The following is a 17,871-nucleotide window of genomic DNA, read 5'->3' on the forward strand; positions in this document are numbered from 1 at the left end:
AAAACAGAAACAGAATAAGCGAACGGTGAAATGGAAGATCTAACTCTGCGTTATTATGATGCGGAAATGCGTTATTTAAGGGAAGCAGCAAAAGAGTTTGCTCAGGCGCATCCGGATCGGGCCGCTATGTTGGATCTGGACAAAGCGGGAATACCCGATCCCTATGTTGAACGATTATTTGAAGGTTTTGCATTTTCCATGGGGCGGCTCCGCGCCAAAATTGACGATCATCTTCCTGAGTTTACCGAAGGTTTGATGAGTCTGCTGTGGCCACATTATTTACGTACTGTTCCTTCTTTAAGCATTGTTGAGCTTTTGCCCGACATTAATGTACTGAAAATGAATGAACGGGTGAGTGCGGGATTTGGCGTACTCTCTCAACCAGTTGGCCCTAAGAAAACGGTTTGCCAGTACCGCACCACACAACCGGTCGCGCTTAATCCGTTGCGTATCACGGCGGTGAATCTGGATGCTGAACCTGACGGCCGTTCTGTTATTCGTATCCGATTTACCTGTAATCCCCAGATGGATTGGTCACAAACTGATGTTAAAAATCTGAGTCTCTACTTGTGCGGTGACGCACCGGTAACACATGCCCTGCATCTGGCATTAACAAAACGCCAGGCCTCTCTCCATCTAAGATTACCTGGCAACTCTGAACGTATTCGCCTGGATGGCTATTTTTCACCAGGAGGATTTACCGAGGAAGATTGTCTTTGGCCGAAGGGGGATACTGTTTTTGGCGGCTGGCAGCTATTGCTTGAATATTTTACTTTTCGTGAAAAATTTATGTTTGTCCATCTTAATGGTCTGGATGAGATAACTTTTCCAGCAGGGATAAATGAATTTGAAATAGAAGTAGTGCTTAATCAACAATGGGATTCTGAACTTCCGGTAAGCAGCGAAAATATACGTTTGCATTGTGTGCCGGTTATTAATTTATTCACCATGGAGGCTGACCCGTTAGTCGTTAATGGGTTAGAAAGTGAATATTTATTGCGTCCGCGAAGATTGCAGGATGGGCATACCGAAATCTACTCTGTGGATGCAGTTTCGGGGTCGCAACGAACGCGTAGCGCTGTCTATGTTCCGTTCACTAGCTTCCGCCATAAAGGGGGACTAATGCACCGTAACGCACCGGAGCGTTATTACCATACCCGCGTCAGACGTGGCGTGGCGGGCCTCTATGACACATGGTTGATTTTGGGAGGCGATGCCTGGGAGCAAGAGCGTATCGCGGAACGCGAAACGTTGTCATTGAAAGTGACCGGAACCAACGGTCAATTACCTCGGCGGGCTTTGCAGAGCGCTTTGCTTAATCGGTGTGAACAAATTCTCCAGACGCCGCTTGCGGTACGCAATCTGTGTAAGCCGACCTTGCCTGCTTATCCGCCTGCCGAGGACCGCTTTCACTGGCGAGTATTGAGCCATTTAGGATCCAGTTTTCTGAATATGATGGCCAGCGCAGACGTGCTCAAGGGAACGTTGTCTCTCTATAACTGGCAGGATGATGAACTTAATTACCGTCGTCTGGATGCCATTATGGATGTCCAACAGCATGAGATGCAGCGCTTTGAAAAAGGTTTTTTGCTTCGAGGTGTAGATATTGAAGTCACGCTTGATGAGAACGGATTTACAGGCGAGGGTGATATTCATCTGTTTGGCGAAATGCTTAACCGTTTTTTTGCATTGTACGCGGATATTCATTTGTTTAATCAGCTTACTTTAATCATTCAGCCGGCAGGGAAAAGCTTGCGATGGAAAGAGAATCACAATCAGCGACTACCCGGTTGCTAAATACGCTTGGCGAAAACCTACCGCGAACAAACTTTTATCGCTTCTGCCAGTTACTGGAGCAGTGGAATCCGCACATGCCCTGCCCGGGAAGCCAGCAGAGTCCACGGTATGATGTCATTCGCTTTCGCCCTCATCCTGGGATGGGATTCCCGGCGGGAGAGCTAAAAAGTGCCGAATATCATCCTGAGCCAACAACGTTTCCGCCCACGGTTCGCATCACCTTTATGGGGCTTTATGGTGTGGAATCACCTCTGCCGACAACCTATCTGGATGATATTGCCCAAAGGCAGGAGGGGGCGGATGTTGCCGCTGAGTTCCTGGATATTTTCAATCATCGTTTAATTGCGCAGTTTTACCGTATCTGGCGTAAATACAGCTATCCAGCGACTTTTCGTCCCGGAGGTACGGATGAGACGTCACAGTATTTGCTCGGGTTGACGGGGCTGGGGATCCGAGGTTGTGCAACGCAAACAGGTACGCCGGTCTCTCGTTTTCTGGCTTTGTTGGGAATAATGAGAATGCCGACGCGCACGCAGGAAGGCATCGCCGCGCTGGTGTATTTACTCTCGCCAACAACGAAGGTGACCGTGACGCCTCATGATAAGCGAGTCATCTTGCTGGATAAGGCGTTAACAATGCGCTCACGACAACCTGTTAGCCTCTATTCCCGCCCAGTGATGGGACAAAGCGCCGTGGATGTTAACAGTCAGGTGCTGATTACGCTGACCACGGATAACCGCGAGGAGATACGTGACTGGCTACCTGGTGGTCAGCTAAACGGTGATTTTTTAGCGCTAATGCATGTTTATTTAGGTGCCAGAGTAAACGCGAGGCTGCAATTACGCATTCCTCGCTCGGCACTTGCGGATGCTCAACTGACCAGTAGCAAAAGTGAACGAGCCGTACAGCTCGGTCGTACAGCGGTGATGCGGCTGGATAATACGAATAACGCAGAAGCAATGAATCAACTTATAACCATTAAACTTGGACTCTGGCAGAGTCTTAAACAAAATATTCAGCGGAGGGAAGCCGATGAGACTGGCGATTATCGCTATTAACGTTGCCGTAATAACCGGAATAGCCAGTTTACTAACCGGATGTGGTTTGACGCAAACGGTATCTGAAAGCACGGTATCATTAACTAAGTCAATTTTTTATAAGGAAATAAAAACTCTGCATTTAGATTTTCTGGCAAGAGAAGCGGTAAATAAAAATGCGCAGGGTATCGCACTTTCAACGGTTGTACGTATTTATCAACTAAAGGATCGTAAGGCATTTGATTCTGCAAATTATCAGTCATTATTTGCAGAGGATAGCACTGTGGTGAAAGCAGATTTAGTGGCACAAAAAGATATCAGAGTCCGTCCGGGGGAAAGCGTTACGCTCGATATTCCATTAGAAACAGAAGCACAATATATCGCTGTAGCAGGCATGTTTATTTCCCCCGAACAATCTGAAGATTCATGGCGAGTAGTATTAAGCCGTGAGGACCTTGATCCTGATAAGGCGCGGATTATTGAATTGAAAACTCAGGGACTGGCGCTCATGCCACTGGAGGACGAATAATGGTCAGACAACCTTCTCTGTATGACATTTTACTCGGGAATTTCGAGGGGGGGCTGCCTTTGCAGGCGGTCAGCGAAAACACACAGGTCATTCTGTCTGTTCTGGACAATATGCAACGCATTCTGAACACTCGCGCTGGCAGCCTCAAGCATCTCCCCGACTACGGCCTGCCAGATATGACGAAGATCCTCCAGGGTATGCCGGGGACAGCCCACCAACTTATCGGCACGCTTTCTCAGGTATTGCTGAAGTATGAGCCACGACTCAAAGGTATTCAGGTCACGATGCTGGAACAGGAAGCGCCGGGGCATTTACGTTATTCCATCGATGCTGAACTTCATGATCTTGGCGTTGTTCGCTATGGCACAGATTTTACCCCTGAGGGGCGGGTACTGATTCGTCACTTAAAAAGGCAGGGTTGGCTTGATTCTGGAGTTTATTAACATGGATAAAAACCGAATCAGTACGGGCAGCGATCCGCGTACTTTCGCAGAGTATGGGTTGCTGCGGGATGAAATCAACAAGCTGACGCACCCTGCGCGTCCGGATGTTGACTGGCAAAAGGTTGAGCAGTTAAGCCTGGCGTTGTTCCGTAACAATGGGATCGAACTACAAACCCTTGCCTGGTATACCGTCGCCAGAATACGTAATGCGGATCTTATAGGGCTTGCTGAAGGTTGCGAACTCCTTGAAGCTTTACTCACGTATCACTGGACTACAATATGGCCGCAACAAACTCATGCGCGCATTGACATACTGGCCTGGCTGTCGACCCGACTACAGCAAGAATTGCGTACATTGACGCTGTCATATGCTGATCTCGCGACGGTGTATCGGGTTGAAAAAAGTTTGAAACAGGCCTGTGAAGTATTGCAACGCCTTGAATTGAAGACGCTAAGCAAACTGGAAACCGTTGTTGCCTGGATGCACAATGCGGCTTTGCGACTGGAGACGTCTGAAGCAGAGTCGGGAGCCGCAGTCGTGATGGCATCCGCACCTGCCTCTGGCGAGCATAAAGAAATGCGCGCTGTTACGGTAAATAATATCTCGACTTCCTTACCTCAACTGGTATTTGTGGTCAATGAAACTGCACCATCCGAGCAAGTGAATACCGCAGGTTTTACCACTCATGTTTCTTCCGGGCGCCGACAGATGTTGCAGGGTTTTGCGACTGGCGTGCTGTTCGCCGCTGTGGTGAGTGTTGGTATTGTTTGGGGGATCAACGCTATGCAGGCTTCGCAGTATGACGTGGTGCAACCGTTACCGATGTCACTGACGCCTGCACAGTTGTCGGTCTTGAAGCAATCTTCAGACCTGGATGAGAAAAAACAGAATGTTTTGGCTTCTACGCAGAAGCAGCTCGATGTTTTACATCACCAGCAACCTTTGTGGTCAAGGGAATATGCCTCAGCGATCGCGCAGCAGACAGCTACTCTGTGGCCAGAAGAAGCACAGGCTGCTGAGCTCGTCAGCGGATTATATAAACAGTGGGCTACCGAAGCGTTGCCGGATGGCGCATTACTGAACTGGCATCATGCACAGCTGGGGCTGGAGACGTTAACTGCCCAGCTAAATGCGCTTGATGAGCGTAAGGGGAAATATTTAACCGGTTCGGAATTGAAGTCCGCGATTTTTGCTATTCGCCGTCAACTGGATGAAACGCCACCGCCAGAAGAATTACTGCGTAAAATGGACGTAGAATTGAAAACACAAGGGAGTATATCGCCAGCTTTATATCAGCAGCTTGATATGCGCCTGAATCAGCTTCTCAATCGTTATGCGTTGTTGAAACAAAGCGTTAAACGGAGCGAATAATCGCACGACGTTTAATGAATAGCCTGTAGTCCCAGAAAGCAAAAAACCAGCCCGTAGGCTGGTTTTTCTAAATAGTGGTGCCCGGACTCGGAATCGAACCAAGGACACGGGGATTTTCAATCCCCTGCTCTACCGACTGAGCTATCCGGGCAACGAGGCGCATTAAAACCGATTCGCTTCTTTTCGTCAACGAAATTTCTTCAAATCAATGCAGACTGCACAATCTATCACCACATTGCTGGTATTGCACGCATTCTCAGGCAAAAAATGCCGTCCACGCGGCGGAAAGCGGCATGGCCAATAGTAGGGCAGGTAGCATGTTCACGACGGCAAACATTTTAATTCCGCAGATACGCAAGCCGGTTGCCAGCAACAGCAAGCCACCTACGGCGCTAAAGTCAGCCATCATGGCAGGCGTCGTCAAAGGCAAGATCAGCGCGGCGCAGGCGGCGAGCGTCAGCTGGATTGCCAGCATCGGCACACAAATGGCGGATACCGCAATCCCCAGCGAACAGGCGAAGATGATAGCGGTGAAGAAATCGAGAAACGACTTCGCGATTAAAATATTCGGATCGCCGGTCATTCCTTCATGTATCGCCCCAAAGATCCCGGTGCCGCTGGCACAAAACAATACAATGATGGCGACAAAGCTTTGAATAAACGATTCGTGCGTTGCATTGGCATCTGACTTTGAGAAAAGCTGCTGCGCTTTGGCGACCGCCGCATTAATCCCTTTTTCCAGATGGCACAACTCGCCAATCAGTGCGCCGACCAGCGTTGCCAGCACCATAACCGGCAGGTTGGCGCATTTGATTACCAGCAAGATACCAATGCCCAGAGAAGCCAGTCCGAAAATAGAGGTCATTGAGACCCGAATGCGTTCGGGTAAATGCTGGCTGAGCAGCGTGCCGAGAACGCCACCAAGTAAAATAGCGCTGGCATTAATAAAAGGTCCGATTACCACATGAGCTCCTGCATACCCGTTATCGTCTTGATGACGAAGGCAATTTTCGGGGTATATTTATGTTTTCAGATTGCATTATTATGACGCTATTGTCCGGCAAAATGCTTGTTTATCTGTGGGGATATGCATAGGATTTTGTCTTGCGCCTGGTAGTGAAAGGTGCCATGATTGCGCGAATTTTCTCCTGTCTGAATGGGGTTGCCTGGGATGAATCAATTCCCCCTACATCACCTTCAACATCGCCTTTTTGCGCGACGTTCTCCCCTTTCTACGACACATCCTCATTCTCCCTCCATGCGGTGACGGCGGCGTACGCTCACTGCAGGATAACAGTAAGATCAGAGGCTATCTGCTTTTACTGATGTCTGGCGGTCGGGGCTGGTAACCAGTTTGACCAAACATTTCGTGGGATAACGCCGTGTGGCATTGTCCGGGACTTTGACTTTCCCGAAACGGGTTTTTGCGCTTATGAAATCAATGAAAATTGCCGCCAGTGGTGAACTGGTCTCTTGTCTGTCTACCCATCGTCAGGTGGTGTCACTGGACGGTACCGATTTTACTGATGTTGCGGCAGTCGTCATTACCGTTGCGGACAGCCGCAGCGGGATCCTCGCGTTGCTTAAACGCACAGGTTTTCATTTACCGGTGTTTATTTTCTCAGAGGTTACTGTCGAATTGCCTGCGGGTGCAGAGGCGGTTATTGGCGGTAACGCACAGGACTGGTTGGAGCTGGAGTCTGCCGCATGTCGTTATGAGGACGATCTGTTGCCACCATTTTATGACACGCTGACGCAGTATGTCGAAATGGGCAACAGTACTTTTGCCTGCCCAGGCCATCAGCACGGTGAATTTTTTAAGAAACATCCTGCCGGACGGCATTTTTATGAGTTCTTTGGCGAGAATTTGTTTCGCGCGGATATGTGCAATGCTGACGTCAAGTTGGGCGATTTGCTCATTCATGAGGGGTCGGCAAAGCATGCGCAGAAGTTTGCGGCAAAAGTGTTTAATGCAGATAAAACATACTTTGTGCTGAACGGCACCTCTGCTGCCAATAAAGTCGTGACCAACGCGTTACTGACGCGTGGCGATCTGGTGCTGTTTGACCGTAACAATCATAAATCAAACCACCATGGTGCGCTGATCCAGGCCGGCGCTACACCAGTCTATCTGGAGGCGGCGCGTAACCCGTTTGGCTTTATTGGCGGCATTGATGAGCACTGCTTTAATGAAGCGTATCTGCGCGGGCAGATACGCGACGTCGCACCACATAAAGCCGACCAGCCGCGCCCGTTCCGTCTGGCGATTATCCAGTTGGGAACCTATGATGGGACCATTTATAACGCGCGACAGGTGATCGACAAGATCGGCAGTTTGTGCGATTACATTTTGTTTGACTCTGCCTGGGTTGGTTACGAACAATTTATCCCGATGATGGCGGATGGCTCGCCATTGCTACTGGATCTCAAACCCAACGATCCCGGGATTTTTGTCACCCAGTCGGTGCACAAACAGCAGGCCGGGTTCTCACAAACCTCGCAGATCCACAAAAAAGATAACCATATTCGCGGCCAGGCGCGTTTTTGCCCGCATAAACGGTTGAACAATGCTTTTATGCTGCACGCCTCCACCAGCCCGTTTTACCCGCTATTTGCCGCGCTGGACGTTAACGCAAAAATCCATGAAGGTGAGAGCGGACGCCGGTTATGGGCGGAATGCGTGGCGTTAGGAATTGAGGCACGTAAAGCCATTATCGATCGCTGTAAGCTGATTCAGCCCTTTATTCCCCCGATGGTGGGGGGGAAGCCCTGGCAGACATACCCGACGCAGGTTATTGCCAGCGAGCGTCGCTTCTTTAGCTTTGAGCCGGGAGCAAAATGGCATGGTTTTGACGGCTATGCGAGCGATCAGTATTTTGTCGATCCGTGCAAACTGCTGCTGACCACGCCGGGAATTGATGCGCAAACTGGGCAGTATACTGACTTTGGTATACCAGCGACGATCCTCGCACACTACCTGCGAGAGAATGGTATTGTGCCGGAAAAATGCGACCTCAATTCAATCCTGTTCCTGCTGACGCCAGCAGAAAGCGCAGAGAAAATGGCGCAGCTGGTGGCGATGCTGGCTCAGTTTGAACAGCACATTGAGAACGATACGCCGCTGGCAGATGTGCTGCCCACAATCTTCAACAAATACCCGATGCGCTATCGGGATTACACGCTGCGTGAACTGTGTCAGGAAATGCATGACCTGTACGTGAGCTTTGATGTGAAGGATCTGCAAAAAGCGATGTTCCGTCAGGAGAGCTTACCCGCTGTTGCCATGAACCCGCAGGATGCCAACAGTGCTTATATCCGGGGAGATGTTGAGCTGGTGCGCATTAGTGATGCTGCCGGTCGTATCGCGGCAGAAGGTGCGTTGCCTTATCCTCCCGGCGTGTTGTGCGTAGTACCCGGTGAAGTGTGGGGCGGAGCGGTACAGCGTTACTTCCTGGCGCTGGAAGAGGGCGTTAATCTGCTGCCGGGCTTCTCACCTGAACTGCAAGGGGTTTACAGTGAAACGGACGCCGACGGCATTAAGCGTCTGTATGGATATGTTCTGAAATAAAAAACGGATCGCGCGGCCGATACATTTCCGGCAAAAAAAGGGTCACCGTCAGGTGACCCTTTTTAATCAATGAAGATTAGTGTGCGATAGTCTGTGTGCCAGCCGGAGTGCGAACGTGTTTGTACTTAAACAGTGCGACGAAGGCAAAGGCCAGGAACAGTGAGTAGCCCGCGAAGATCAGCCATACGCTCTGCCAGTCAGTAATGCCGTTCAGTGTGAAGTGTTCCACCACTTTACCGCTCACCAGACCACCCAGAATACAGCCAAAGCCGTTGGTCATCATCAGGAACATACCCTGTGCACTGGCGCGAATTTCCGGACGAACTTCTTTTTCCACGAACACCGAACCCGAGATGTTGAAGAAATCGAAGGCGCAGCCGTAAACAATCATCGACAGAACCAGCAGCACGGTACCGAACGGAGTCGGGTCGCCGTACGCAAACAGACCAAAACGCAGCATCCACGCCACAATACTGATCAGCATAACGTTCTTAATACCGTAACGGCTTAAGAAGAACGGGATGGTCAGGATAAACAGGGTTTCTGAAATCTGCGAGATGGACATCATGACTGACGCATGCTCGACGATGAAGCTACCAGAGAACAGCGGGTTATTATCGAAGCTGTGCAGGAAGGTATTACCGAACATGTTGGTAATTTGCAGTTCTGCGCCCAGCATCATCGAGAAGATGAAGAAAATTGCCATACGCTTGTTTTTAAACAGGGCGAAGGCATCCAAACCCATCATTGACGTCCAGCTCTGATTTTTCTGCTGATTAGCAACCGGAATATGCGGCAGCGTCAGGGTGAACAGTGCCAGTACCACGGACAGAATTGCGCCGATATACAGCTGCATATGGCTCAGTTCAAAGCCTGAGAAGCTTACCGCCCACATGGCCAGAATAAACCCGATGGTGCCCCAGATACGGATTGGCGGGAAGTCGGTGACAATATCCATCCCGGCAGACTGCAGGCGATAGTAAGAAATAGTGTTGATTAACCCCAGCGTTGGCATATAGGCCAGGGAGTTAAGCAGGATCACAAAGAACATGGCTCCAGGCGTGGTGACCTCGGCGGCAGCGAACAGCGTACCCGCACCCACCAAGTGGCAAAGAGCATAAACCCACTTCGCACTGATCCATTTGTCGGCGACGATACCTAACAGCGTAGGCATAAATACGGCGGCAATCCCCAGCGAGCTATAGACTGCGCCAATAGAGGCACCGTCGAATTTAAGGGTGACAAACATATAAGAGCCGAGGGTCGTGAGCCAACTACCCCACAGGCAGAACTGCAGAAAGGAAAGGACTTTCAGCTGCAGCTTAAGATTCATGTTAATTTCCTCACATCGTAATGCGGATGGATGTTTTAAAAAGCACATTTGCCGTTTCAATATGATGTGATTCTATCAATGAGAAGGGGTGTTTTTTTGTTAGCTGTGACAAATATTTGCAAACAATTTCCAATTGCAAAGCAAAATAGTGACGTAGTTAACACTTTTACCCTCTTCTGCCGCCAGCTTCACGCGGCCGAAGAGGGTAAACATTACCGACGTCGATAGGATTTTTGTGCAGAATTGACCTTATAAAGGTAGCGGCGTGATTCCGCCGACGGATGTCGGGTGGTTAATGTTTGATAAACGTCTCCCGGCGACATGCTGTTGATGATATTTGCTGCCTGAATTTTATCGCTGGAGAACACACGCAGCACGCTGCCTGCCCCACCGTTATACGCGGTAATGACGGCGTAACGACGTGAGGTTGGGTTATCGATTCCGCCCAGGTAGACATTGTTGAGCATCGCCAGATAGGCGGTACCGGTATCAATGTTGTTGGCCGGGTCAAACAAGAAGCTACGGCTTGGCGTACCGGAACGGCCCTGTGAGCGGAATACATCCTTCCCGGCGCTGTGCTGCACGACCTGCATCAGGCCCAGTGCATCAGCATGGCTGACCGCATACGGGTTAAAGGAGGACTCGGTTTGCATGATGGCGAGGATCAGCGCCTCGTCGACGCCATACTTACGCGATGCCTGACGAACCATGCCGATATACTTATGCGCACGCTTATCAAGGTGGTTTGGCACCAGGTTAATTGTCACGCTGTAGATAATGCGCAGGCCGTTACTCCGGCTCTTCAGTCGCGTTTGCAGCAGGTAGTTGGCGAAGTTTGTCGCGCGTCCCTCCCAGCGAATAGGCTGACCGGTATTATCAACGACCTGCCCGTAGAGGAACGGCTCTTTGGAAATCTTGATATCATCGACATCGGAATAGAGATCGATGGAACCCGGATCGTCTCCCATCAACAAGGTCTTGATTATTGCCCGTCGTAAATGCCCGGCAGGATCTGTCCCGGCGATGGTCTCCACGGTTATGGTACCGTCATCAAAGTTGATGTGGCTGCGGGTTTGATACTGATCGGTATACTTGACGTAGTCCTTCGGACCCGCGATCAGCACTTCTTTAAATCCCCACAAATTCTCAATGTTATGGGCAAACTGCCCCATCAGAATATCAAAACCGTTGGTATCCTTGACCCAGGCTTCGTTATAGGAATCGCCTTTTTTGGTCGAACTGGAACAGGAGATGAGCAACGGCGCAATAACGGCAAGCGCGAGAAATTTTTTCATCATTCCGGGGGTGCGTGTTGTGTTGGTTATTTGCAAGGACCAGATTAAATCGTCGGCCGGATAAGCGCAGCGCCATCCGGCAACGGTTCTTATGACTCTGGCGTATAGCCTTCAATGTGCACGTCCTTGCCTTCAAACAGGAAGTTGATCATCTCCTGTTCCAACAGCTTGCGGTGCTCGACGTTCATCATGTTGAGTTTCTTCTCGTTAATCAGCATGGTTTGCTTGTGCTGCCACTGTGCCCATGCTTCTTTCGAAATCTCGTTATAAATGCGTTTTCCCAGATCGCCTGGGTACAGCTGAAAATCCTGACCTTCTGCTTCACGTTGCAGGAAAGTACAAAAAATCGTTCTGCTCATAAAAAATCCTCTTTATCGACCGGCACGTTAAACCTGCGCACCGACGCGTAATTGCTGTAACAAACGCTCCACGGGAGCCGCCAGTCCGACCGACGGCGGTTGCGCTAAGTTATACCAGAGCGCGTTGCCTTCATCCATGCAGGTGGTGAATGAGGACACGGGAAGCCACATAGGCACAATATCTAAGTGGAAATGACTAAAGGTATGGCGAAACGCAGTAAGCTGGGTCAGATTATCTGCGTTAATTTGCCGTTGCGCCAGCCACTGATGCAGTCCATCTTCATCTTCAAACTGCGGAAAACAGTATAATCCGCCCCATAAGCCGCTGGGTGGACGCTGCGCGAGTAACACCTCATCGTTATGCTGCATCAGTAAAAAATAGCCTGTGCGCTCCGGTAACGTCTGCTTGGGCTTTTTACCCGGGTATTGTGCCCAACTTGCATTGGCGGTAGCCACACAGCCATTTTGTAATGGGCACAGGGCGCACTTAGGTTTTGAACGCGTACAGACTAGCGCGCCTAAATCCATCATCGCCTGATTAAATCGTTCAACGCCGTGGGCGGGTGTAACCTGCTCACTCAACGCCCACAGTTTTTTCTCGACCTCTTTTTTCCCCGGCCAGCCGCTGACAGCATAACAGCGTGCCAGCACGCGTTTGACGTTGCCGTCGAGAATCGGAAAATGCTGACCCAAAGAGAGCGAAAGGATCGCGCCTGCGGTAGAGCGTCCAACGCCGGGCAGGGCGGCAACTTCATCAAAGGTTTGCGGGAAGGTGCCGCCATGCAGCGTCGCCACCTGCTGAGCGGCTTTATGCAGATTGCGCGCACGCGCGTAATACCCCAGCCCGGTCCACAAATGCAGGACTTCATCAAGCGGGGCATGGGCTAAATCGGTTATCGTTGGAAAGCGCGCCATAAAGCGTTCAAAATAAGGAATAACGGTCGCAACCTGAGTTTGTTGCAGCATGACTTCAGAAAGCCATACTTTGTAAGGCGTCTTGTCAATTTGCCAGGGCAGCGTTTTCCGCCCGTATTTGTCGTACCAGCTCAACACCTGAGCTGAAAATTGAGACGCTTGCATGATTACCGTTTCATTATTGCTGGGGGCAAGATTGCAGCACAGAGGTCGAAGGGTGTAAACCGGAACTTTCCGCAGCTGACTCTCTTCCTTTACTTGCATCCGGCAACTAACTTTGGATAATGCCCGTTTTCAGAACTCAAACACAGCAGACTAAACTTTTATGAAGAACGACGTCATTTCACCGGAATTTGATGAAAACGGTCGCCCGCTGCGCCGGATTCGTAGTTTTGTTCGTCGCCAGGGGCGACTGACTAAAGGGCAGGAACACGCACTGGAAAACTACTGGCCGGTGATGGGCGTTGAGTTCAGCGAAGCGCCGGTCGATTTTGCTGCGCTGTTTGGCCGTGACGCACCGGTGACGCTTGAAATAGGTTTCGGTATGGGCGCTTCGCTGGTGGCGATGGCCAAAGCACGTCCGGAACAAAACTTCCTCGGTATTGAGGTTCACTCTCCGGGCGTTGGCGCCTGCCTGGCTTCGGCGCATGAAGAGGGCGTCGAAAACCTGCGCGTGATGTGTCATGACGCCGTTGAAGTGCTGCACAAAATGATTCCTGACAATTCTTTATCGATGGTTCAGCTCTTTTTCCCTGACCCGTGGCATAAAGCACGTCATAATAAACGCCGTATCGTTCAGGTACCGTTTGCTGAGCTGGTGAAGAGTAAGCTGAAGTTGGGCGGTGTTTTCCACATGGCTACCGACTGGGAAGCCTATGCGGAGCACATGCTTGAAGTGATGTCCTCCATTGACGGGTATAAAAACCAGTCTGAGAGTAACGATTATGTACCGCGCCCACCATCGCGCCCGGTAACCAAATTTGAACAACGTGGCCATCGTCTTGGCCACGGCGTATGGGACTTAATGTTCGAGAGGGTGAAATAATGGCAAAGAACCGTAGCCGTCGTCTGCGTAAAAAAATGCATATCGACGAATTCCAGGAAGTCGGATTTTCGGTTGCATGGCGTTTTCCGGAAGGCACATCTGAAGAGCAGGTCGATAAAATCGTTGATGACTTTATCAATGAGGTTATTGAGCCGAACAAGCTGGCCTATGACGGCAGTGGCTATCTGGCCTGGGAAGGCCTGATCTGCCTGCAGGAAATCGGCAAATGCACTGAAGAACATCAGGCAATCGTGCGTAAGTGGCTGGAAGAGCACAAACTTGAAGATGTGCGCACCAGCGAACTTTTCGATATTTGGTGGGACTAAGTAGCACAGGGTCGGCAAATGCCGGCCCGATTTGTATTGAGGGATAGATATGATGCGTAAAACGCTGCTGGCGGCAGTTCTGACGTTCACGGCGATGGCCGCACATGCTGATTATAAGTGCAGCGTCACCCCGCGTGACGATGTGATTGTGACTCCGCAAACGGTGCAGGTGAAGGGTGAAAACGGCGATCTGGTGATCACGCCAGCCGGGAATGTTACCTTCAACGGTAAGCAGTACACCTTAAGCGCCGCACAGCGTGAGCAGGCGAAAGATTATCAGGCGGCGTTGCGTAGCAGCCTGCCGTGGATTGACGACGGCGCCAGAGCGCGCGTCGAGAAAGGTCGCATCGCGCTGGACAAAATTATCGCCAAAGAAGTCGGTGAAAGCAGCAACATGCGCGGTCGTTTAACCAAGCTTGACGCCCAATTGAAAGAGCAGATGAACCGGATCATCGAGCATCGTACTGACGGTCTGACCTTCCATTATAAGGCAATTGATCAGGTCCGTGCTGACGGGCAGCAGCTGGTGAATCAGGCGATGGGCGGCATTCTGCAGGACAGCATCAACGAAATGGGTGCCAAAGCGGTGCTCAAAGGTGGCGGTAACCCACTGCAGGGTGTGCTCGGTAGCCTCGGCGGTTTGCAAACCTCCATCCAGAATGAATGGAAGAACCAAGAGAAAGACTTCCAGCAGTTTGGCAAAGATGTTTGCGCGCGCGTCGTGACGCTGGAAGATGACCGTAAGGCATTGGTGAACGGTCTAAAATAGCATTTACCTCTCTTTAACGGCACAGAAACATTCTGTGCCGTTTTGCTTTGCATTTTCCTTGTTTTTTGATATCCATCTCTAAAAATAACAAATTTATAAATATATAAGTCTGGTTAATTGGAAGAGGTCACATTATTCATCTGTCAGGTTGACATAATGCGGCAAATTCAAATAACCGGAGTAATAACATGGATTTTTTCAGAAAAACGGCACTGGCAGCACTGGTTATGGGGTTCAGCGGCGCAGCGCTCGCATTACCCAATATCACCATTCTGGCTACCGGCGGGACGATTGCTGGTGGCGGTGATTCCGCAACAAAATCCAACTACACGGCGGGTAAAGTTGGCGTAGAAAATCTGGTCGATGCGGTGCCGCAACTGAAAGATATTGCCGTCGTTAAAGGCGAGCAGGTGGTGAATATTGGCTCGCAGGACATGAATGACGACGTCTGGTTAACGCTGGCGAAGAAGATCAACACCGAATGTGATAAAACCGACGGCTTCGTGGTGACCCATGGTACGGATACTATGGAAGAAACCGCGTATTTCCTCGATCTGACCGTCAAGTGCAACAAGCCAGTGGTGTTGGTCGGCGCAATGCGTCCGTCTACGGGTATGAGCGCCGATGGCCCGTTCAACCTGTATAACGCCGTGGTGACCGCGGCGGATAAAGCGTCTGCTAACCGCGGTGTGCTGGTGGTGATGAACGACACTGTCCTGGATGGCCGTGATGTGACCAAGACCAACACCACGGATGTCGCGACCTTCAAAGCCGTCAACTATGGCCCGCTGGGCTATATCCATAACGGTAAAATTGATTACCAGCGTACGCCTGCGCGCAAACATACTTCCGCAACGCCATTCGATGTCTCTAAGCTGACCGAGCTGCCGAAGGTGGGCATTATCTATAACTACGCCAACGCCTCCGATCTGCCGGCAAAAGCGCTGGTCGATGCCGGATACGCCGGGATTGTGAGTGCTGGTGTGGGTAATGGTAACCTGTATAAAACCATTTTCGATACGCTGGCAACCGCTGCGCACAAAGGCACTGTGGTCGTGCGTTCTTCCCGCGTACCTACTGGCTCCACCACGCAGGATGCTGAAATCGATGATGCGAAGTACGGATTTGTGGCGTCTGGCTCGCTGAACCCACAAAAAGCTCGCGTGCTGCTGCAATTGGCGCTGACACAGACCAAAGATCCTAAACAGATCCAGGAAATGTTTAATCAGTACTAATCGATGAAGGTGGCTGCGCTTATCGACCTAACCCTGTAGGCCTGATAAGCGCAGCGCCATCAGGCAATTTGTCGGATGGTGGCTCAAAGCCTTATCAGGCCAACATTCATTACGGTTTTCCGCGTTACTCCGCCAGAAACAGCTCCAGCAGTGAGTTTAAAAACAGCTTACCGTGCTGGGTAATCTGCCAGTACTCATCGCTCTGCGTCAGATATCCCTGGGCGATAGCCTCATCAATCTGTGCCCGAATCACCTCTTCGGCAAGCCCAGTATAGTGGGTGAATTCCACACGCGGTGCGGCCTCCAGCAAGCGGAAGCGGTTCATAAAGAACTCAAATGGCTTATCAGCCTCGGCGACATCACGCTCGCTTTCGAGATAACGTCCCTGCATGTAACCGCGCGGATGTCGGGTTTTGGTGGTGCGCAGGATACGTCCGTCCGGGAAGGTGATCTTGCCGTGAGCCCCGCAGCCAATGCCAAGATAGTCGCCAAAACGCCAGTAGTTCAGGTTGTGCTGGCACTGATATCCCGGTTTTGCATAGGCCGAGGTTTCATATTGCTGATACCCGGCGGCGGTCAGCAACCGGTGGCCTTGCTCAAAAATATCCCACAGGGCGTCATCATCCGGTAGCACCGGCGGGCGCGAACCAAACAACGTGTTGGGCTCAATAGTGAGCTGATACCAGGAGAGATGCGGGGGGTTAAGCTCAATGGCCTGCTGTAAATCGTCCAGCGCTTCTTCCAGTGTTTGATCCGGCAGGCCGTGCATCAAATCGAGGTTAAAGCTGCGCAATCCCAGACCGTCAGCCAGATTCGCCGCGCGTTTGGCTTCTTCTGGCCCGTGAATACGCCCCAGTCGCTCAAGCTTGGCGGCGCTAAAACTTTGCACGCCAATCGAGATGCGGTTAACTCCAGCGCGTTGATAATCGACAAACCGATCGGCTTCCACCGTACCGGGATTGGCTTCCATCGTGATTTCGGCATCCGCCGCCAGATTTAGACGCGCACGCACGCCATCCAGCAGCGTTTGCATTGCCGGGCCAGAGAGCAGGCTCGGCGTACCGCCACCAATAAAAATGGTCTTTACTTCGCGTCCCTGCGCGTAGGCGACGTTGGCATCCAGATCGCTCAGCAGATGCCCAACGTAATCGTCATGGGGAACTTCGCCCTTTAACGCATGCGAGTTGAAGTCGCAGTAGGGGCATTTCTGCACGCACCACGGGATGTGGATATAAAGACTCAGCGGTGGCAACTTAACCATTACGCAGCGCATCCAGCAGCAGTTTTAGTGCCTGTCCACGGTGGGAAATAGCACTCTTTTCTTCCCGGGTCAGTTCGGCTGCGGTTTTACCCTCAGACGGTACAAAGAAGATAGGGTCGTAGCCAAAACCACCGTCTCCGGCAGGCTCACGAGCGATCACGCCCGGCCAGCGTCCGTGACATACAACAGGGGTTGGGTCATCTGCGTGGCGCATATACACCAGTACACAATGGAACTGTGCCTGACGTTTTTCGTCCGGGATATCCTGCAGGGTGTGCAGCAGTTTTTCCAGGTTTTGTCTGTCAGTCGCATCTTCACCAGAATAGCGAGCAGAATAAATCCCCGGAGCCCCGCCGAGGGCGTCAACGGCCAGGCCGGAATCATCGGCAATGGCAGGCAGACCGGTGATTTGCGCGGCATGACGCGCCTTCAGAATGGCGTTTTCAATAAACGTCAGGCCGGTTTCTTCTGCGGAATCAACGCCCAGATCCGTTTGGGCAACGACATCAAGCCCGAAGTCGCTCAGGAGAGAGGCGAGTTCACGCACTTTACCGGCATTGCCGGTCGCGAGGACAACTTTTTGCATG

Annotated in this window: 17 protein-coding genes and 1 tRNA gene; 10 read left to right on the forward strand and 8 right to left on the reverse strand. The window is 51.1% G+C overall.

The features are described 5' to 3' along the window. Positions 1-30: 30 nt before the first annotated feature. The 5 genes from tssF to IB214_RS03650 are packed head-to-tail and all read left to right on the forward strand — an operon-like array spanning position 31 to position 5,178. Positions 31-1,797 (forward strand): type VI secretion system baseplate subunit TssF, encoded by a 1,767-nt coding sequence (gene tssF, locus IB214_RS03630; RefSeq protein WP_117342650.1) that lies wholly within the window; start codon positions 31-33, stop codon positions 1,795-1,797. Then, positions 1,758-2,855: a type VI secretion system baseplate subunit TssG gene (tssG, locus tag IB214_RS03635; protein ID WP_117342649.1), complete on the forward strand. Its 1,098-nt coding sequence runs from the start codon at positions 1,758-1,760 to the stop codon at positions 2,853-2,855. The genes tssF and tssG overlap by 40 nt, the downstream gene beginning before the upstream one ends. Next, complete coding sequence (gene tssJ, locus IB214_RS03640; protein ID WP_096755711.1) at positions 2,830-3,363, forward strand: type VI secretion system lipoprotein TssJ; 534 nt, start codon at positions 2,830-2,832, stop codon at positions 3,361-3,363. Before tssG ends, tssJ begins: the two co-directional genes overlap by 26 nt. Further along, complete coding sequence (gene tssE / locus IB214_RS03645; protein ID WP_117342648.1) at positions 3,363-3,806, forward strand: type VI secretion system baseplate subunit TssE; 444 nt, start codon at positions 3,363-3,365, stop codon at positions 3,804-3,806. The genes tssJ and tssE overlap by 1 nt, the downstream gene beginning before the upstream one ends. Position 3,807: 1 nt before the next feature. Further along, on the forward strand, positions 3,808-5,178 hold the full coding sequence (locus IB214_RS03650; protein WP_117342647.1) for a VasL domain-containing protein: 1,371 nt from the start codon (positions 3,808-3,810) through the stop codon (positions 5,176-5,178). Between the two features lie 75 nt (positions 5,179-5,253). Here IB214_RS03650 and IB214_RS03655 read toward each other — a convergent pair. After that, a tRNA-Phe gene (locus tag IB214_RS03655) sits at positions 5,254-5,329 on the reverse strand. A gap of 105 nt (positions 5,330-5,434) precedes the next feature. Beyond that, positions 5,435-6,142: a DUF554 domain-containing protein gene (locus IB214_RS03660; protein ID WP_096755730.1), complete on the reverse strand. Its 708-nt coding sequence runs from the start codon at positions 6,140-6,142 to the stop codon at positions 5,435-5,437. Between the two features lie 468 nt (positions 6,143-6,610). Here IB214_RS03660 and IB214_RS03665 point away from each other — a divergent pair, with 468 nt between their 5' ends. Further along, positions 6,611-8,746, forward strand: a complete 2,136-nt coding sequence (locus IB214_RS03665) for an ornithine decarboxylase (protein ID WP_117342646.1) — start codon at positions 6,611-6,613, stop codon at positions 8,744-8,746. 76 nt (positions 8,747-8,822) lie between these two features. Here the strand turns inward: IB214_RS03665 and IB214_RS03670 are convergent, their stop codons facing one another. The 4 genes from IB214_RS03670 to mutY form a co-directional block, all read right to left on the reverse strand. Continuing rightward, positions 8,823-10,079, reverse strand: coding sequence for a nucleoside permease (locus tag IB214_RS03670; RefSeq protein WP_096755733.1), 1,257 nt, complete (start codon positions 10,077-10,079; stop codon positions 8,823-8,825). A 212-nt stretch (positions 10,080-10,291) separates the two neighbouring features. Further along, positions 10,292-11,377 carry a membrane-bound lytic murein transglycosylase MltC gene (mltC, locus tag IB214_RS03675; protein WP_135911431.1) on the reverse strand — a complete coding sequence of 362 codons (1,086 nt, stop codon included), beginning with the start codon at positions 11,375-11,377 and terminating at the stop codon, positions 10,292-10,294. 86 nt (positions 11,378-11,463) lie between these two features. After that, positions 11,464-11,733 (reverse strand): oxidative damage protection protein, encoded by a 270-nt coding sequence (locus IB214_RS03680; protein ID WP_003027126.1) that lies wholly within the window; start codon positions 11,731-11,733, stop codon positions 11,464-11,466. Positions 11,734-11,760: 27 nt separating this feature from the next. Then, complete coding sequence (gene mutY, locus IB214_RS03685) at positions 11,761-12,813, reverse strand: A/G-specific adenine glycosylase (RefSeq protein ID WP_096755735.1); 1,053 nt, start codon at positions 12,811-12,813, stop codon at positions 11,761-11,763. A 160-nt stretch (positions 12,814-12,973) separates the two neighbouring features. Between mutY and trmB the strand changes: the two genes are divergently transcribed. From trmB to ansB, 4 genes are all read left to right on the forward strand, one after another. Next, entirely contained in the window at positions 12,974-13,693 is a 720-nt protein-coding gene (gene trmB, locus IB214_RS03690; RefSeq protein ID WP_096755736.1) for a tRNA (guanosine(46)-N7)-methyltransferase TrmB, read from the forward strand. Next, positions 13,693-14,019, forward strand: a complete 327-nt coding sequence (locus IB214_RS03695; RefSeq protein WP_096755737.1) for a YggL family protein — start codon at positions 13,693-13,695, stop codon at positions 14,017-14,019. Before trmB ends, IB214_RS03695 begins: the two co-directional genes overlap by 1 nt. A gap of 49 nt (positions 14,020-14,068) precedes the next feature. Beyond that, entirely contained in the window at positions 14,069-14,788 is a 720-nt protein-coding gene (locus IB214_RS03700) for a DUF2884 domain-containing protein (RefSeq protein ID WP_096755738.1), read from the forward strand. Between the two features lie 188 nt (positions 14,789-14,976). Next, the gene (ansB, locus tag IB214_RS03705) at positions 14,977-16,023 is read left to right on the forward strand and encodes an L-asparaginase 2 (protein WP_096755739.1); all 1,047 of its coding nucleotides are present in this window, start codon (positions 14,977-14,979) and stop codon (positions 16,021-16,023) included. A 124-nt stretch (positions 16,024-16,147) separates the two neighbouring features. On the opposite strand, the gene hemW is transcribed toward ansB, so the two are convergent. Further along, positions 16,148-17,284 (reverse strand): radical SAM family heme chaperone HemW, encoded by a 1,137-nt coding sequence (gene hemW / locus IB214_RS03710; RefSeq protein WP_117342645.1) that lies wholly within the window; start codon positions 17,282-17,284, stop codon positions 16,148-16,150. After that, positions 17,277-17,870 carry an XTP/dITP diphosphatase gene (locus tag IB214_RS03715; RefSeq protein WP_115257510.1) on the reverse strand — a complete coding sequence of 198 codons (594 nt, stop codon included), beginning with the start codon at positions 17,868-17,870 and terminating at the stop codon, positions 17,277-17,279. Before IB214_RS03715 ends, hemW begins: the two co-directional genes overlap by 8 nt. Position 17,871 lies beyond the last annotated feature (1 nt).

It is taken from the genome of Citrobacter sp. C1 (assembly GCF_014596895.2).
In the GTDB taxonomy this organism is placed as follows: domain Bacteria; phylum Pseudomonadota; class Gammaproteobacteria; order Enterobacterales; family Enterobacteriaceae; genus Citrobacter; species Citrobacter gillenii.

Coding starts and splice junctions, on each gene's coding strand:
- tssF (WP_117342650.1), top strand. CDS start 31: ATGGAAGATCTAACTCTGCGTTATTATGATGCGGAAATGCGTTATTTA.
- tssG (WP_117342649.1), top strand. CDS start 1,758: ATGGAAAGAGAATCACAATCAGCGACTACCCGGTTGCTAAATACGCTT.
- tssJ (WP_096755711.1), top strand. CDS start 2,830: ATGAGACTGGCGATTATCGCTATTAACGTTGCCGTAATAACCGGAATA.
- tssE (WP_117342648.1), top strand. CDS start 3,363: ATGGTCAGACAACCTTCTCTGTATGACATTTTACTCGGGAATTTCGAG.
- IB214_RS03650 (WP_117342647.1), top strand. CDS start 3,808: ATGGATAAAAACCGAATCAGTACGGGCAGCGATCCGCGTACTTTCGCA.
- IB214_RS03665 (WP_117342646.1), top strand. CDS start 6,611: ATGAAATCAATGAAAATTGCCGCCAGTGGTGAACTGGTCTCTTGTCTG.
- IB214_RS03670 (WP_096755733.1), bottom strand. CDS start 10,079: ATGAATCTTAAGCTGCAGCTGAAAGTCCTTTCCTTTCTGCAGTTCTGC.
- mltC (WP_135911431.1), bottom strand. CDS start 11,377: ATGATGAAAAAATTTCTCGCGCTTGCCGTTATTGCGCCGTTGCTCATC.
- IB214_RS03680 (WP_003027126.1), bottom strand. CDS start 11,733: ATGAGCAGAACGATTTTTTGTACTTTCCTGCAACGTGAAGCAGAAGGT.
- mutY (WP_096755735.1), bottom strand. CDS start 12,813: ATGCAAGCGTCTCAATTTTCAGCTCAGGTGTTGAGCTGGTACGACAAA.
- trmB (WP_096755736.1), top strand. CDS start 12,974: ATGAAGAACGACGTCATTTCACCGGAATTTGATGAAAACGGTCGCCCG.
- IB214_RS03695 (WP_096755737.1), top strand. CDS start 13,693: ATGGCAAAGAACCGTAGCCGTCGTCTGCGTAAAAAAATGCATATCGAC.
- IB214_RS03700 (WP_096755738.1), top strand. CDS start 14,069: ATGATGCGTAAAACGCTGCTGGCGGCAGTTCTGACGTTCACGGCGATG.
- ansB (WP_096755739.1), top strand. CDS start 14,977: ATGGATTTTTTCAGAAAAACGGCACTGGCAGCACTGGTTATGGGGTTC.
- hemW (WP_117342645.1), bottom strand. CDS start 17,284: ATGGTTAAGTTGCCACCGCTGAGTCTTTATATCCACATCCCGTGGTGC.
- IB214_RS03715 (WP_115257510.1), bottom strand. CDS start 17,870: ATGCAAAAAGTTGTCCTCGCGACCGGCAATGCCGGTAAAGTGCGTGAA.